The following is a 14,066-nucleotide window of genomic DNA, read 5'->3' as shown; positions in this document are numbered from 1 at the left end:
GGTCAGGCTCCGGCATCAGTCGGGCGACGGTCCTCTTCTCTGTCTTCTGGACTGTATAAGTCGCCGTTGAAATCGAGGTTGGCGCTGGGCCACCGGTCGTCACCCGGGTCATCGAACTCAGGGCCGAGTGATGCGAGGATAGCGTCGACATCCACGGGCTCCGGGTTGTAGGAAGCCTGAGCGTAAATCCCGACTACCCTCATTTCGTCTGCCGTATGGCCCTGGATTTTGCGGTGCTTGCGGAAGAAATCGGCCATCGATTCTTCGCTGATCAGAGCGGTGCTCCGGGCGTACTCGGGGAGGTTGCCGCGGGCTTCGCGCCAGGGCATCTCGACCCGGGTGAGGGCGGTCAGTTCGTCGTCACCGAGGGAGCCGTAGGTGCGGATCACCAGCTCGATGAGGCTGACGATTTCGTCGTCGAGGTCGATCTGGGCGGCTTCGCGGCGGACTGGGCGGCGGGCCACTCGGGGCTGGCGGGCGTGGAGGACCTCGGGGAGGACCGGGCCCTCGGGCCAGGCCTCGAAGTGTCCCTCGAAGAGCGGCTTGCCCTTGATGGCCAGGTGCCAGGCCTGCACGTAGTACAGGAACTTCTGCAGGGTCATCGCGTCGAGCCAGGGGCGGCCCAATCGGGAGCTGATCACCGCGGCCACGTCGTTGGCCTTCGGCATGTGATCACCTCTTACGGCTGGACGAACGAGCTCAACGAGCATCCCATACTCCCCAGTTAGACAGGGCTGCCGACGATCGGCGGCGCCGTACTCACTAGGCAAGATGTTAGTAGTCATCTTGCGCTATGACTATCCAGGCGGTGTGCCAACTTCGCAGGGGGCTACCGTTGCGGGTTTTGCAATACGATCGTATTTTAAAGCGATGGGACTGCTCCGGACCGAGGGCCTCATGTGGCGCAGCCTCTACCGCTGGCTGCGGCGCAGGCCGCTCGTGCTTGCTGAGGGGGACACGGCGTTCGGGTATCTGGGGGTGGTGAAGCCGATCCTTGGGGTGTTCATCGGGCTGTCGGTGGTGGAGACGCCGATCTTCGACCTGATCGTGCGCAAGGTGGTGCCGTGGGAGCCGGCTCGGTGGATCATGCTGGTGCTGAGTGTGTGGGGGGTGCTGTGGATGATCGGGTTCGCGGCGGGGCTCAGTCAGAATCCGCATGTGGTGGGTCGCGCGGGCATTCGCGTACGCATGGGATCGGGTCTTGACTTCACCGTGCCGTGGGAAAACGTCGAGTGCGTGAGCAAGCGCTACCGTTCCATGCCGAGCTCCAGGTCGGTGCAGGTCGAAGAGGAGGACGGGCGGCGTGTGCTGCACGTCGTGGTCGGCAGCCAGACCAGCATCGACATCCGGCTCTGCGCGCCGATGTCCTTCGAGGTGCCCAAGGGCCGCACGGAACCGGTCGACGAGGTGCGCGTCTATGCCGACGACGCCGATGGAATGCGTAAGGAGGCCAGGTCGTATGCCTAAGCAGGTCGACGTCCGGGAACGGCGCACGCTCATCGCCGACGCGCTCATGCGGGTCGCCGCGGCGCAGGGGCTGGAGGCCGTCAGCGTCCGGCACGTTGCCGCCGCGGCCGGGGTTTCGGTGGGGATGGTGCAGCACTACTTCCGTACCAAGGACGAGATGATGGTCTTCGCGCTGGACGTCGTGCGCGACCGCAACCAGACCCGGGTCACGGCCGCGCTGTCCGCGCTGGGCCCCGACCCGCAGCCGCGCGTGATGCTGCGGACGCTGCTCGTCACGATCCTGCCCCTCGACGAGCAGTCCCGCGCTGACGGGCTGGTGGCGCTGGCATTCCTCGCGTACACAGCGGTGCGGCCTGCTGGTGTGAAGAGCGACGACACCGCGCAGATGCTCGGTTTCATCGCGAGCCTGCTGCCGGACCCGGACGCTGCCGTCGGCGTGCTGGCCCTCATGGAAGGCCTCGGCATGTACGTTCTGGGTGGCCAGTACACCGCCGAACAGGCGCTGACGGCCCTCGACGCCCAGCTCGACCTGCTTTTCTGAACGCTTCACGGGGAGTTCCACATGGGCCAGCGCGCCACCGGCACGTTCACCACCACGTTCGAGCCGCTCGACTCCGGCGACCCGGTGCTCGGCCGGATGCTCGTCGAGAAGACCATCGCAGGCGACCTGACCGGAACGGGCCACGCCCAGATGCTCTCGGTCGGCACACCGGTCGACGGCTCCGCGGGGTACGTCGCGATCGACCGGATCACCGGGACGCTGCACGGGCGGCGGGGCAGCTTCGTCCTGCAGCACTCCGGCCTGATGGACCGCGGGTCGGGCACGCTCGTCGTCCAGGTCGTGCCGGACTCGGGCACCGACGAACTGCTCGGGCTCAGTGGCACGTTCCAGATCGACAACACCGGTGGCGACCACACGTACGTCTTCGACTACGAGCTCGCCGGGGCGTCCTGACCGTCCCAGGCCGGCCGCTGCGGGTCGTCGTTGTGCACGACGATGTCGGCGTGGCCGGCCGGGTGGACCGTCGCCCGATACAGCTCCTGCGAAGGACCGTAGCGCTCGCGGAACCGCTGCTCGACCTCGGTGACGGAGCCGTACACCGTCCGGTCCCGGATCCGGGCGCGTGAAAGCGTCTCCTCGAACGACGCGGTCACGAGGATGAGCAGGTCCCACCGGTCGACCAGCTCGGGGCGCATGAGGAACACGCCGTCGAAGAGCAGCACGGCGTCGGCGGAGGCGGCGATGACCGGCGGGGTCAGCTCGGCGTCCGTGAGGCGGTCCCGGACTGCCTGCTGGACCTTGCGGTCGCCACCCGGCCCCAGCGGATCGAGCAGCACCCTGAACAGCGCGTCGAAGTCGAAACTGTCGTGATAGTTGGCCTCGGCCGAGAATTTGCCGCGCCGGTAGCGTTCCGATTGCGGACGCAGGAAGTCGTCGACGCAGGCGCGGATGACCTCGCGGCCCCGCGCGCGCAGGATGGCGGCGAGCTCGTCGGCCAGCGTGGTCTTGCCCACGGCGGGTGCTCCGTCGATGGCCACGCGCACCGGGTGCGGGACCGTGACGCCCTCGACAGCCCTGGTCAGATGGCCGAGCAGCTCGCTGCGGGTGCCGTTCATGGCCCGCAGTTTACGGTGCTTGACCTCAGGTGCGGTTGAGGTTCCAGCATGGACGGATGAGCGACATCAAGCAGGCCCTGGTGATCGGCGCGACCGGGAACATCGGTGCGCACGTGGTGACGATGCTGGGGGAGCGGGGTGTCTCGGTGCGGGCACTGGCCCGCAACCCGGTGGGCCTTCCGGAGGGTGTCACGGCCGTCCGCGCCGACGTGCGTGATCTCGACGCGTTGCGGGCGGCGGTTGACGGGACCGAGGCCGTCTTCCTGGTCTGGCCGTTCATGAGCGCCGACGGGATCGAGGACGTCGCTGCGATCCTGGGCTCGGAGCAGGGGCGGCGGGTGGTGTACGTGTCCGCGATGAGCGTCCGCGATGACAGGCCGGCGGTGCAGAACGGGGTGTGGGGGCAGGTCGAGGACGCCGTCCGGCGCAGCGGGGCGTCGTGGACGTTCCTGCGGGCGAGCGGGTTCGCCACCAACACGCTCGCGTGGGCCGCGGCGATCGCGGCGGGGCGGCCGGTCCGGATCCCCTATCCCGAGGCGGCGCGATCACTGATCCACGAGCGGGACATCGCCGCGGTCGCGGTCCGAGCGCTGACAGAGCCAGGTCATGAGGGTACGTCGTACGCGCTGACCGGCCCCGCCGCCATCACCCAGCGCGAGCAGATCCACCTCATCGGAGCGGCCGCGGGGGCGCCGGTCCGCATCGAGGAAGCATCCCGCGACGAGGCCCGCGCAGAGATGCTCCAATGGGCCGACCCCGCGTTCGCCGACGGCGCCCTCGACTACTGGGCCTCCCTCGTCGACACCCCCGAACCCGTGACACGGACCGTCGCCGAGCTCACGGGCGGGTCGGCGCGTTCGTTCGCCCAGTGGGCCCAGGACCACGCCGCCGACTTCCGCCCGTCGTCCACGGCGGCGGTCGCCGAGCGGTTCGTGCGCGCCTTCCGGGCCGGAAGGATGGATCTTGCCTATCAGCTGGCCGCTCCCGGCCTGGTCCGGGTGGCGCCGATCGAGGGCACGGAACTGCACGGGCTCGCCGAGATCATGGCGAACGGCGAGCGGCTGACCCGCGATCTGCGGATCCACGACGTTGCGGTGCAGGGCCCGCTGATCGGCGACGAACACCAGTTCGCGGTCCGGTTCGTGTTCGACCAGACCCACCTCCCGACCGGCCGCCGCGCCACCACCGCGAAGATCAGCCTCTACACGGTGACCGGCGGCGAGATCGTCCGGGAAGAGGTGCACTACTTCGATCCCCCGCTGTGAGGGTTGGCCTTTGATCGGGCAGGCCGGGGTGACCACGCACGCAGAATGAAGGGGGCGGGGAGCCGTTCAGGAGCCGCTGGGCGACTGGCTCCCCGCGCCCGGCCTCGACGGGAGTTGCGGTCAGCACCACGCAGCTAGGTGCGACATCAGCCTTTGACCCTTGATCTTCCGGGCTTTGATCTTCCGGCTTTACGGGCGCAGGCTCTTCAAGAGCGCGATATCCGCGGCGTGGCCTTCGTGTTCCTTGCTCGGCGTTTCGACGATGATCGGGATGCCGGCGGTGGCGGGGTGGGCCATGAGTTCCGCGAAGGGTGCGGTGCCGATCGTGCCCGCGCCGATTGTCTCGTGGCGGTCGCGGGTGGAGCCGCAGGCGTCCTTGGAGTCGTTGGCGTGGATGAGCTGCAGGCGGCCGGGGCCGATCGTGGCGATCAGGGAATCCAGGGTGGCCGTCATGCCGCCGGGGGTGGCGAGGTCGTGGCCTGCGGCCCAGGCGTGGCAGGTGTCGAAGCAGACGCCCATCCAGGGGTGATTTTCCACGGCCTGGAGGTAGGGGCCCAGGTCCTCGACCTTGGAGGCCAGGCTGCGGCCGCCGCCCGCGCTCGGTTCGACCAGGAGTTTCGGGAGGTCCTCGGCGGCGGCCAGGTCGAGGAGGGGGAGCAGGGCCTCGTGGAGCTGGTGGAAGGCCTTGTCGTCGTGGGCCGGGTCGACCGAGCTGCCCGCGTGGTAGACCACCGCGGACGCGCCGATGGCCTTGCCGCGGCGCAGGGCGTGGGTGAGCGTGTCCACCGAGCGTTCGACGGTCAGCTCGGTCGGAGAACCCAGATTCACCAGCAGTGAAGCATGGATGTACGCCGGGAGCCCGCGTTCCCCGCACCCGTCGCGGAACAGCGTGTCCTGCTTGGGGTCGCCGGGAGGAAGCGCCCAGCCGCGGGAGTTGGAGACGTAGACCTGCACAGCCTCCGAGCCGGCCGCGTCGGCGTAGGGGAGCGCCGCCTTGGCCAGGCCGCCGGAGGTCTTGGTGTGGGATCCGACGGGGCGGGTCACAGACAATTCAGCGTTACCTCGGTCTGGGCCGGGACCTGGGTGCCGCCGCCGGGGCTCTGCTGGCGGACCAGGCCGTTCGGGTTGAACTGGATCTTGGCGCGCAGGTTCATGCCCTGCAGCGTCTGCTGGGCCTGCTGGCACGGCTGGTTGCTGAGGTCCGGGACGCTGATCAGCGGCGGGCCCTGGCTCACCTCGAGCTTGATCTCGGCGTCCTTCTCCACGCCGACACCGGCCTTGGGGGTCTGGCCGAGGATCGTGCCGGCCGGCTGGTCGCTCTCCTTGAGCTGCTCGACGACCTGCAGGCCGAGGCCCTGGAGCTGACCGCGGGCGTCGTTGATGTTCTGACCGACGACGTTCGGGACGCTGATCGGTGCCTCGCCCTTGCTCAGGATGACGGTGACGGTCTCGCCGGGTTTGAGCGACTCGTCGGCCTTGGGGTCGCTGGAGATGACCACACCCTCGGCGACGTCGTCGCTGTACTGGGCGGTGCCTTCCTTGTAGACGAGGTGGTTCTGCTCGAGCAGGCCCTTCGCCGCGGCCTTCTCCTGGTTGACCAGGTCGGGCACCGTGACGCGCTCGGGGCCGAGTGACAGGGTCAGCGTCAGCGTGCCGTCCTTGGCCACCTTCTTGCCGGCGGGCGGGTCCTGGGAGATGACCACGCCCTTGGGGACGCTCTCGTCGTAGCGGCCCGCGTCGAAGCGCACCTCGAAGCCGCGGGTCCTGCCCTCCTGCTCCGCGATCTGCTGGGTGGAATTGACCAGCTGGGGCGCGTTGGTGTAGCGGCCTAGCGTCAGGTAGTAGGTGGTGCCCGCGACGAGCAGGACGACCACGGCCACCGCGGCGAGGATGATCAGGCGTCGGCGGTCGTTCGGGTGGTGGGCGTGGTCATCTGCCTGAGCGCCGCGGCGGCGCTGACCACCGCTGCCACCGCCGTAGGTGCGCGGGCCCTGGTCGGGCAGGCGCGCCCAGCCGGGGCGGTTGGGGCCTGCGGGTCCACCACTTGAGGGGAACGTGGAGGTGATCGCCGGGACGATCGTGGTCGCGTCGGCGGCCGGCGGGCGGGCGGGGACCTGGCGCAGCAGCGCGGTCTCGACGTTGGCCGCGCCCAGGTCGTCACGGACCACCTGCACCTCGGCCAGCAGCGCGCCGGCATCGGTGGGGCGGGCGCCGGGGTCGCGGCGGGTGGCGCGGGCGACCAGGTCGTCGAGGGCCTTCGGCAGGCCCTTGACGATGCTGGACGGCGGGGGCACGTCGTTGTCCACGTGCCGCCAGGCGATCTCGACCGGCTCGCCGCCGTCGTAGGGGACCCGGCCGGTGAGCATCTCGAACAGCACGATGCCGGCGGAATAGACGTCGGAGCGGGCGTCCGAGCGCCCGTCGGTGACCAGCTCCGGCGCCACGTAGGCGACGGTGGCCATGAGCTGCCCGGAGTCGTCGGAGGAGCTGGCCTCGACGGCGCGGGCCAGGCCGAAGTCGGCCACCTTGACCACGCTGTCGACCAGGTTGGCGATGCCGCCGCTGGGCGCCTCGGCCACCAGGACGTTCTCGGGCTTGACGTCGCGGTGCACCAGGCCGGCGCGGTGCGCGGCGGCGATCGCGGCGAGCATCTGCTCCAGGATGGCCAGTGCCTCGACCGGGTTGACCCGGCGGCGCTGGGTGAGCAGGTCGCGCAGGGTGCGGCCCTGGACGTACTCCATGATCAGGTAGGGCAGGCCCTGGTGGCGGCCCTGGTCGTAGACGGCGACCACGTTGGGGTGGGTCAGCCGGGCGATCGTCTTGGCCTCGTCGGTGAACCGGTCGACGAAGTGCACGTTCGTCGCCTGCGACGGGTGGATGATCTTCAATGCGACAGTGCGCTCGAGCCGGTCGTCCACGGCGGTGTATACGGTCGCCATGCCACCACGGGCCACGCGACCGGTGATCCGGTAGCGCCCGTCAATCGTCGTGCCGATCAACGTGTCGGCGACAGTCGTGTCCATCGGCGTGAAGTGTATGTGGCCTTTCCAGTGCGGTGGACCAGGATGTGACACCTGAGACCGAACGGGTACAGCACAACGTGCTCACCTGCGCATTTGGAAGAAATCGGCCCGCGGCGCCGGAGCGTCGCGGGCCGTCTTCTCGCCATAAGCCGGATCAGCGCGGCAAAAACGGATTTGTCGTATCTGTCGAATCGGTGGGGGTCGGCGCGGGCATCGTCGGCGCGGGGATGGGCGGCGGGGTGATCCCCGGGGTCGGCTCGGCGCTCGGTCCGGGGTCCAGGGACGGGCTCGGTTCGGGCTCGGCCGGCTCCTCCCAGCCGCCCTCGCTGGGGCTCTCGCTGGGGGTCGGCGCCGTCGGTGTCGGTACCGGCGGGGTCTGCAGCGGGGGCTGGGTCTCGGTCTGGCAGTCGCACGGCACCGGGGCCGGCTCCGATGTGGGCTGCGCCGTTGCTGCGGGTGGTGGTGTGGTCGCTGTCGGCAGCACCAGGATCTGGGTCTGCACGGCGGCGGGCTGGGGGATGGGCACGCGGCCCAGCCCCTCCCGGGGATCGCCCGGGGCCACCGCCAGCGGGTACGGCTCAGCGCCCGCCTCGTCACCGGCCAGCGCGCCGGTCCCGTTGGCCACCGCCAGGTAGCTGCCCGCGGCACCGGCCACGGCCAGCGTGCCCAGCGCGGTGGCCGTGACGAAGCGCCGCGGCGGCGGGGGACGGCGGTGCCGGCCGGGCACGCCCAGGTCGTACTGCAGTGAGCGCCACGCGCCGGCCACTTCGTTGCGGGTGCTCCGCCACAGGGTCATCGCGACATCTCTCCTTCTTCGTGAAGGCTCCGCGTTTTTGGGATGAGGAGCCGGGCATGGCACGCTGGTCAGGTGACCGAATCCGTAACTGCCGGCCAGACTTCTGCCGGCCCCACCGAGTGGGCCAACCTGCCTGATATCGCTGAGCAGCTCGGGGTGTCGATCAGCAAGGTGCACCAGATGATCCGCGACGGGCAGTTGCTCGCGGTTCGTCGCGACGGCGTCCGCCTGGTGCCCGCTGAGCTGGTCGCCAACGACATTGCGCTCAAGCACCTCCCCGGCATCCTCACGTTGCTGCGTGACGCCGGGTACAACGACGAAGAAGCGATCAAGTGGCTCTACGAGCCCGACGAGAGCCTGGGTGGCAACGCCGCGAAAGCGCTCGGCGGCGACTGGGCGCGCGAGGTCAAACGGCGCGCGCAGGCGCTCGGGTTCTGATCCGCCGATGCGGCACCTCACGTACGTTGCGGTGCTCGCCGGCTGTCTGATCGGCGCCCTGTGGCTGGAGCCGTTCCTCAAGGTCGCAGTGCTGCGCCGGTGGCGGCGGCTGCTGCTCACGCTGGTGCCGGTGCTCGTGGTCTTCGTGCTCTGGGATCTCGCGGCGATCGCGGCGGGGCACTGGACCTTCGACCCCGCGCAGACGACCGGGATCGTCTTCCCCGGCGGGCTGCCGCTGGACGAGGTGCTGTTCTTCCTCGTGGTGCCGATCTGCGCGGTGCTGGGGTTCGAGGCGGTCCGCAAGGTGCTGAAGAAATGAGCTACACGGCGGCGGCGCTGCTCGGCGTGCTCGGGGCGGTGCTGGTGGACCTGTTCGTCCTGCGTACCAGGCTGATCCTGCGGGTGGTGTTCTGGGCCACCTACCCGATCATCATCTTCTTCCAGCTGCTCAGCAACGGCATCCTCACCGGGCGCCGGATCGTGATCTACGACCCGGCCGCCATCCTCGGCCTGCGAATCGTCTACGCGCCGGTCGAGGACCTCTTCTTCGGGTTCGCGATGGTGCTGCTGACGCTCTCCGTCTGGGTGTGGCTCGGCAGGTTCAGACGGCTCGACGGGTAGCCGCGTCGGCCAGCTCCTCGAGCACCGTGCGGGCCTCGTCCGCGACGTCGCCCTTCTCCAGCGCCGTCAGCGCCGCCTCGTAGAGCGCCTTGATGTGCGCCTCCGTGCGGTCCAGCGCGCCGGTCTCCACGATGATGTCCCGCAGCCGCTGCACGGCCGGTTCGTCCAGCTCAGGATCGCCCAGACCCCGGTCCAGCTCGGCGCGGTCGGTCGCGCCCGCCTTTTCGTACGCCGCCGCGATCAGATACGTACGCTTGCCCTCGCGCAGGTCGTCGCCGGCGGGTTTACCGGTCTGCCCCGGATCGCCGAAGACACCCAGCACGTCGTCGCGGAACTGGAACGCCTCGCCGAGCGGGAGCCCGTACCCGGAGTAGACGCTTCTGACCTCGTCCGATGCCCCCGCGAGGGCCGCGCCGAGCAGCAGCGGCCGTTCGATCGTGTATTTGGCCGCCTTGTAACGGGCAACCTTCGCGGCCCGCTCCAGCGACGTGTCCCGGGTCACCGGCGTCAGCACGTCGAGGTACTGCCCGACCGTCACCTCGGTGCGCATCTCGTCGAAAACCGTCCGCGCCCGGGCCAGCGCCGCCAGCCCCGCACCCGAGCCGTGCAGCATCTCGTCGGACCAGACCAGAGCCAGATCTCCGAGGAGTACGGCGGCATTGTCGCCGAAGTGATCACCGTCACCGTGCCAGCCCGCCGCCTTGTGCTTGCCGGCGAATCTGCGGTGCACCGACGGCTCCCCGCGGCGGGTGTCGGACCGGTCCATCAGGTCGTCATGGATCAGCGCGGCCGCCTGCACCCACTCCAGCGCCGCCACCGCCGTCACGACCTGCTCCGAGTCGGCGCCGCCCGCGCCCCGGAAGCCCCAGTAGGCGAACGCCGGCCGCAGCCGTTTACCACCGCGCAGCACGAACGCCTCGAGCGCGTCAGCCACGTCGGCGAGCGCATCGTCGATGCTCAGCAGCCGGGCACGCTGCCCGGCGAGGAAGACGGAAAGAGCCTGATCGACGCGGGGCCGCAGGCCGGCCCGGTCCAGCGGGGAGGTCACGGGCCCCAACCTAGCGGGCGAGCCGGTACGATCGTCGTGTGGCTCTCGGACTTCCCTCTCGTCTCCCGGCAATCCCCGCGATCGGCTCGCTGATCAAGCGGGACCGGCCGACGTTCTCGTTCGAGTTCATGCCGCCCAAGAACCGCGAGGCCGAGCAGCTGCTCTGGAAGACGATCCGCGAGCTCGAGCCCCTGCGCCCCGACTTCGTCTCCATCACCTACGGCGCCGGCGGCAGCTCCCGCGACACCACCGTCTCGGTCACCGAACGGGTCGCCACGGAGACCACCCTGCTGCCCATGGCCCACCTCACCGCGGTCAACCACTCGGTCGCCGAGCTGCGCAACGTCATCGGCCGCCTCGCCGGAGCAGGCGTCCGCAACGTCCTCGCCGTCCGCGGCGACCCGCCCGGCGACCCCAACGGCGAATGGGTCCGCCACCCCGACGGCGTCCTCTACGCCGAAGACCTCGTCCGCCTCCTGCGCGAGGCCGGCGACTTCAGCGTCGGCGTCGCCGCGTTCCCCTACAAGCACCCGCGCTCCGCCGACATCGAGGGCGATACGCGCAACTTCATCCGCAAGTGCCGCGCCGGCGCCGACTTCGCCATCACCCAGATGTTCTTCCAAGCGGACGAATACCTGCGCCTGCGCGACCGGGTCGCCGCAGCCGGCTGCGACACCCCCATCGTCCCCGGCGTCATGCCCGTCCTGCGCATGGCAACGATCGCCCGCTCGGCCCAGCTCTCCGGCGCCCCGTTCCCACCCGAGCTCCTCGCCCGCTTCGAGCGCGTCCAGGACGACGACACCGCAGTCCGCCAGCTCGGCATCGACCTCTGCAGCGAGATGTGCCAGCGCCTCCTCGACGAGGGCGTCCCCGGCATCCACTTCATCACCATGAACCGCTCCACGGCGACGCGCGAGGTCTGGCAGAACCTCGCCGCCACCCCCGCCATCGCCGCCTGACGGCTCACTTTGACCTGGGACGCTTACGTCACGGCCTGGTCGGCCCTGCACGGCGGCTTCGACCCGCGCGAGGCCTCCCCGGTAGTCCGCGGCTGGATCCGCCTGGCCTGGCGCGCCGGCACCCTCCTCGCCCGCCTCGGCATCGGCCCGTCCACAGTCACCACCGCCGGCCTTCTGCTGTGCCTCGCCGTCCCCTTTGTTCCACTCTGGGCCGGGGCACTACTGGTCCTCCTGGCCGCTTTCGCCGACGCCTTCGACGGCGCGGTTGCCGTGGTGACCGGTCGCGTCTCCCGCATCGGCTACGTCTACGACTCGGTGGCCGACCGGCTCGGGGAGCTGGCCTGGCTGGCCGCCTTCTGGGCCGCCGGAGCCCCCGGCTGGCTGGTCGTCGCCGGCCTCGCCGTGAGCTGGCTCCACGAATACCTACGAGCCCGCGCCGCCGCCACCGGCATGACCGAGATCGGCGCCGTCACCGTAGGCGAACGCCCCACCCGAGTCTCCGTCGCAATCAGCGGCCTCATCATCGCCGCCGTCCTCTTCCCCTGGTCCTCCCTGGTCGTCACCGCCGCCGTCATCGTCTGGCTGGTCCTCGGCCTGATCGGATTCGTCCAACTCGCCCTCGCCGTCCGATCCGCCCTAACGGATTAGACCCACGCCGTCCCAGGCCCGTTGTCGTCTCAGGCCCGTTGTAGTCCAAGGCCCGTTGTAGTCCCAGGCCCGTTGTCGTCCCAGGCCCGTTGTCGTCCCAGGCCCGTTGTCGTCCCAGGCCCGTTGTCGTCCCAGGCCCGTTGTCGTCCCAGGCCCGTGCCGTGCCAGGCCTGTTGTCGTCTCAGGCCTGTTGTCGTCTCAGGCCTGTGTCGTGTCGTGCCGTGCCGTGCCAGGCCCGTGCTCTTCTGGCGCGCGCTGTTCTGGCACACGCTGCCCTCCCTGCTGGGCCGCGATCCCCAGCCCGCGACGGCCGCTTCGTAAAGCCGGCCCCGGTTGGTGGCTGACGGGCATACGTTGCCCTCGCAGTGTCGTCCTGTCCGCGCCGTCCTAGCCGCGTCGGCCTGGCGTGTGCCGTCGACTGGGCCCATGTCTACTTGGCGCGTGCCGGCCTTGGTGCACGGCCACGTCGGTCCTGACCCGTGCCGACCTGGTGCGTATCGGCGCCGGCACCGCCAGTATCGATACCCCGAGACCGGGCTTGACCCGGGCCCAGCGTCCCGGGCGGGGCCATACCGCACGGCCACGTCGGTCCTGACCTGTGTCGGTCCTGACCTGTGTCGGCCTGACCTGTGTCGGCCTGACCTGTGTCGGTTTGGCACACGGCCACATCCTTCGATGCCGCGTCGCTTGGCCCGCGCTTGGCCGCGCTTGGCCGCGCTTGGCCGCGCTTGGCCCGCGCCTGGCCCGCGTTGCTTGGCCCGCGTTGCTTGGCCCGCGTTGCTTGGCCCGCGTCGGCTGGTGGATGTCGGTCAGGCGTGCGCTGATCGATTAATTGCGTTGTCTCCTTTTCGCGATCGTCCTACCTTTTCTGCAACGAGTGGCCCGGATCGCCGGGCCCGACAAGGAGTTCTGATGCCCTAGCTCTCGCTGCCTCTCCGTGGGCGGCCGCATGGGCTGAGACCGCAGGGAGGTGACCCGCGATGAGTGTGGTCCTTGTTCTCAACGCCGACTTCGGGCCGCTGCACCGGGTCAGCGTCCGGCACGCCATTCGCATGCTCTTCCGCCAGGTCGCGGTGGTCGAAGAGGCCCACCCGGACGCGCACATAGGTGTCTTCCCGATACCGACCGTGGTGCGCCTGGTCAGCTATGTCGTCACGCGCTGGCGCCAGAGCCGCGGCCCGGGCTGGTCCCGTGCCGGGGTCCTGAACCGCGACAGCCGGCGCTGCGCCTACTGCGGCGGCGCTGCCTCGACCATCGACCACGTCCTGCCGCGCTCCCGGGGCGGCCTCAACACCTGGCTCAACACCGTCGCCGCGTGCGGCCGCTGCAACCAGCGCAAGGGGGACCGCACGCCCGCCGAGGCCCGCATGCCCCTCAACTGGACGCCCACAGCGCCCACCTGGGTCTCCGCTGCTTCGCTCTGAGCCGGTTCTCTCTCTGAACTGGCCGTCCTTGGGCCGGTTCGTCCTCGGACTGGTTCGTCCTCGAGCCGGTTCTTCCTGAGTTTGTTCTTCCTCGAGCTGGTTTCTCCTGGGCCAGTTCTTCCGGGGTCGGTACTTCCCTGGGTCGGTTCTCTTCTGATCCGGGCGGCCGGCGGGTGCACACGGGGGCCCGCCGGTCGTCCCTCCCCGGAACATCCGCTTGTGGATGATCCCGCGTTAGCATGAATGCATGGTCGAACGCACCGTCCGTGACCTCACCGGAATGCTCAACTCCGCCGGGCACACCATGTCGAACCGTCTCGCCGGCGCGCTCGCCGAAGTCGGGCTGACCCAGCGGATGCAATGCGTCTTGATGCACGCCCTCGAGCGGGAGCGCACCCAGATCGAGATCGCCGCGCTGGCCGACCTCGACAAGACGACGATGGTCAGCACCGTCGACGAGCTGGAACGCAGGGGCTTCGCCGAGCGCCGCCCGTCTGCCGCCGACCGCCGGGCCAGGATCATCTCGGTCACCGAGGATGGCCGTAAAGCGGCTGAGCGGGGGCAGCGGATCGTCGACATCGTCCATGGCGAGGCGCTGGACGCTCTTCCGCCTGCTGTGCGCGACGCCTTCGTGTCGGCGCTGGCGAATCTGGTCGACGGTGGTCATGGATCCCCCTCTGCGAAACCGGTGCGCCGTGCTCGGCAATCCCTGAAATAAGTTACCACGGAATCATCCGCATCCGGATCATCTGCTACGGTC

17 protein-coding genes are annotated in these 14,066 nt (G+C 69.8%); 11 read left to right on the top strand and 6 right to left on the bottom strand.

The genetic code is table 11. The features are described 5' to 3' along the window. Nucleotides 1-2 precede the first annotated feature (2 nt). A complete protein-coding gene (locus Ahu01nite_RS02995; RefSeq protein ID WP_203834795.1) occupies nucleotides 3-668 on the bottom strand; it encodes a Panacea domain-containing protein in 666 nt (221 codons plus the stop codon). A 202-nt stretch (nucleotides 669-870) separates the two neighbouring features. On the opposite strand from Ahu01nite_RS02995, the gene Ahu01nite_RS02990 reads away from it, so the two are divergent. From Ahu01nite_RS02990 to Ahu01nite_RS02980, 3 genes are read left to right on the top strand one after another with little or no spacing between them, the layout of a single operon-like run. Next, nucleotides 871-1,467 carry a hypothetical protein gene (locus Ahu01nite_RS02990; protein ID WP_203834794.1) on the top strand — a complete coding sequence of 199 codons (597 nt, stop codon included), beginning with the start codon at nucleotides 871-873 and terminating at the stop codon, nucleotides 1,465-1,467. After that, nucleotides 1,460-2,008 carry a TetR/AcrR family transcriptional regulator gene (locus tag Ahu01nite_RS02985; protein ID WP_203834793.1) on the top strand — a complete coding sequence of 183 codons (549 nt, stop codon included), beginning with the start codon at nucleotides 1,460-1,462 and terminating at the stop codon, nucleotides 2,006-2,008. Before Ahu01nite_RS02990 ends, Ahu01nite_RS02985 begins: the two co-directional genes overlap by 8 nt. A gap of 21 nt (nucleotides 2,009-2,029) precedes the next feature. Next, nucleotides 2,030-2,422, top strand: a complete 393-nt coding sequence (locus Ahu01nite_RS02980) for a DUF3224 domain-containing protein (protein WP_203834792.1) — start codon at nucleotides 2,030-2,032, stop codon at nucleotides 2,420-2,422. Here Ahu01nite_RS02980 and Ahu01nite_RS02975 read toward each other — a convergent pair. Continuing rightward, complete coding sequence (locus Ahu01nite_RS02975; protein WP_203834791.1) at nucleotides 2,398-3,084, bottom strand: nucleoside/nucleotide kinase family protein; 687 nt, start codon at nucleotides 3,082-3,084, stop codon at nucleotides 2,398-2,400. The genes Ahu01nite_RS02980 and Ahu01nite_RS02975 overlap by 25 nt on opposite strands. Before the next feature lie 56 nt (nucleotides 3,085-3,140). Between Ahu01nite_RS02975 and Ahu01nite_RS02970 the strand changes: the two genes are divergently transcribed. Next, nucleotides 3,141-4,349, top strand: coding sequence for an NAD(P)H-binding protein (locus tag Ahu01nite_RS02970; RefSeq protein ID WP_203834790.1), 1,209 nt, complete (start codon nucleotides 3,141-3,143; stop codon nucleotides 4,347-4,349). Between the two features lie 189 nt (nucleotides 4,350-4,538). Here the strand turns inward: Ahu01nite_RS02970 and Ahu01nite_RS02965 are convergent, their stop codons facing one another. From Ahu01nite_RS02965 to Ahu01nite_RS02955, 3 genes are all read right to left on the bottom strand, one after another. Next, nucleotides 4,539-5,399, bottom strand: coding sequence for a deoxyribonuclease IV (locus Ahu01nite_RS02965; RefSeq protein ID WP_203834789.1), 861 nt, complete (start codon nucleotides 5,397-5,399; stop codon nucleotides 4,539-4,541). Continuing rightward, a complete protein-coding gene (gene pknB / locus Ahu01nite_RS02960; RefSeq protein WP_203834788.1) occupies nucleotides 5,390-7,372 on the bottom strand; it encodes a Stk1 family PASTA domain-containing Ser/Thr kinase in 1,983 nt (660 codons plus the stop codon). Before pknB ends, Ahu01nite_RS02965 begins: the two co-directional genes overlap by 10 nt. Nucleotides 7,373-7,526: 154 nt before the next feature. Next, nucleotides 7,527-8,168 carry a hypothetical protein gene (locus Ahu01nite_RS02955; RefSeq protein WP_203834787.1) on the bottom strand — a complete coding sequence of 214 codons (642 nt, stop codon included), beginning with the start codon at nucleotides 8,166-8,168 and terminating at the stop codon, nucleotides 7,527-7,529. A gap of 72 nt (nucleotides 8,169-8,240) precedes the next feature. Between Ahu01nite_RS02955 and Ahu01nite_RS02950 the strand changes: the two genes are divergently transcribed. Genes Ahu01nite_RS02950 through Ahu01nite_RS02940 form a run of 3 tightly spaced genes read left to right on the top strand, consistent with a single transcriptional unit; the run spans nucleotide 8,241 to nucleotide 9,227 of the window. Next, nucleotides 8,241-8,606 carry an Rv2175c family DNA-binding protein gene (locus Ahu01nite_RS02950; RefSeq protein ID WP_203834786.1) on the top strand — a complete coding sequence of 122 codons (366 nt, stop codon included), beginning with the start codon at nucleotides 8,241-8,243 and terminating at the stop codon, nucleotides 8,604-8,606. Nucleotides 8,607-8,613: 7 nt separating this feature from the next. After that, entirely contained in the window at nucleotides 8,614-8,925 is a 312-nt protein-coding gene (locus tag Ahu01nite_RS02945; protein WP_203834785.1) for a lycopene cyclase domain-containing protein, read from the top strand. Then, on the top strand, nucleotides 8,922-9,227 hold the full coding sequence (locus Ahu01nite_RS02940; protein WP_203834784.1) for a lycopene cyclase domain-containing protein: 306 nt from the start codon (nucleotides 8,922-8,924) through the stop codon (nucleotides 9,225-9,227). The genes Ahu01nite_RS02945 and Ahu01nite_RS02940 overlap by 4 nt, the downstream gene beginning before the upstream one ends. Here the strand turns inward: Ahu01nite_RS02940 and Ahu01nite_RS02935 are convergent. Next, nucleotides 9,208-10,263: a polyprenyl synthetase family protein gene (locus tag Ahu01nite_RS02935; protein ID WP_203834944.1), complete on the bottom strand. Its 1,056-nt coding sequence runs from the start codon at nucleotides 10,261-10,263 to the stop codon at nucleotides 9,208-9,210. The genes Ahu01nite_RS02940 and Ahu01nite_RS02935 overlap by 20 nt on opposite strands. Nucleotides 10,264-10,313: 50 nt before the next feature. On the opposite strand from Ahu01nite_RS02935, the gene metF reads away from it, so the two are divergent. The 4 genes from metF (at nucleotide 10,314) to Ahu01nite_RS02915 (ending at nucleotide 14,024) form a co-directional block, all read left to right on the top strand. Then, complete coding sequence (metF, locus tag Ahu01nite_RS02930) at nucleotides 10,314-11,234, top strand: methylenetetrahydrofolate reductase [NAD(P)H] (protein WP_203834783.1); 921 nt, start codon at nucleotides 10,314-10,316, stop codon at nucleotides 11,232-11,234. Nucleotides 11,235-11,243: 9 nt separating this feature from the next. Further along, entirely contained in the window at nucleotides 11,244-11,882 is a 639-nt protein-coding gene (locus Ahu01nite_RS02925; protein WP_203834782.1) for a CDP-alcohol phosphatidyltransferase family protein, read from the top strand. A 980-nt stretch (nucleotides 11,883-12,862) separates the two neighbouring features. After that, nucleotides 12,863-13,306 (top strand): HNH endonuclease, encoded by a 444-nt coding sequence (locus Ahu01nite_RS02920; RefSeq protein WP_203834781.1) that lies wholly within the window; start codon nucleotides 12,863-12,865, stop codon nucleotides 13,304-13,306. 247 nt (nucleotides 13,307-13,553) lie between these two features. After that, nucleotides 13,554-14,024 carry a MarR family winged helix-turn-helix transcriptional regulator gene (locus tag Ahu01nite_RS02915; protein WP_203834780.1) on the top strand — a complete coding sequence of 157 codons (471 nt, stop codon included), beginning with the start codon at nucleotides 13,554-13,556 and terminating at the stop codon, nucleotides 14,022-14,024. The last annotated feature ends 42 nt before the right edge of the window (nucleotides 14,025-14,066 follow it).

The sequence above is a fragment of the Winogradskya humida genome, assembly GCF_016862215.1.
GTDB classification, from domain to species: Bacteria; Actinomycetota; Actinomycetes; order Mycobacteriales; family Micromonosporaceae; genus Actinoplanes; species Actinoplanes humidus.
The sequence above is the reverse complement of the archived record's forward strand: the minus strand, read 5'-3'. Positions and strand labels throughout refer to the sequence as shown.